General features: G+C 77.3%; 1 protein-coding gene. It reads left to right on the top strand.

All coding sequences use genetic code 11. From position 1 onward, the window contains the following. On the top strand, positions 1–547 hold a 547-nt coding region (locus ACTOWL_RS38030), incomplete at both ends, for a polyketide synthase dehydratase domain-containing protein (RefSeq protein WP_441326492.1).

The raw sequence follows: 547 nt of genomic DNA, 5'->3' as shown, positions 1-547 counted from the left end.
GTGCTGCTGCGCGGCGGCGCGGTCGACCGGCGACCACTGTTCGGCGACCGGCCGGCCGGGCGGCGCCTGGCCCTGCCGCATTATCCCTGGCAGCGCCGCGACCTGCGCCAGGCCGCGACGCCGGAGCGGATCGACCTGTCGCTGGCCAAGCCGGCGCATCCGCTGCTGGGCGCCCGGCTGGGCGAGGGCACGCCGGAATGGCACGGCCTCCTGGACCCCGAGCTGCTGCCCTACCTGGCCGACCACAAGGTGGCGGGCGAGGTCGTGGTGCCTGGCGCCGCGCTGCTGGAGATGGCGGTCGCCGCCGGCCGGACGTGGTTCGGCGCCGAGGCGGTCGAGGTCGAGGATTTCGATATCGTCCAGGCCCTGGTGATCGCCGAGGGCACGACGCGCGAGACCTGGCTGCGGCTGGCGCCGGCCACCGGCGCGGTCGAGATCCTGAGCCGGCAGCGCCTGGCCGGCGAGGAGTGGACGCTGCAGGCCCGCGGCCGGGTCGGGCCGAGCCCGGTGGCCGCCGCGCCGCAGCGGGACAGGGCCGGGAACGACG

It is taken from the genome of Inquilinus sp. CA228 (genome assembly GCF_052078665.1).
Classification (GTDB): domain Bacteria; phylum Pseudomonadota; class Alphaproteobacteria; order DSM-16000; family Inquilinaceae; genus Inquilinus.
This window is presented reverse-complemented; position numbering and strand designations above follow the sequence as displayed.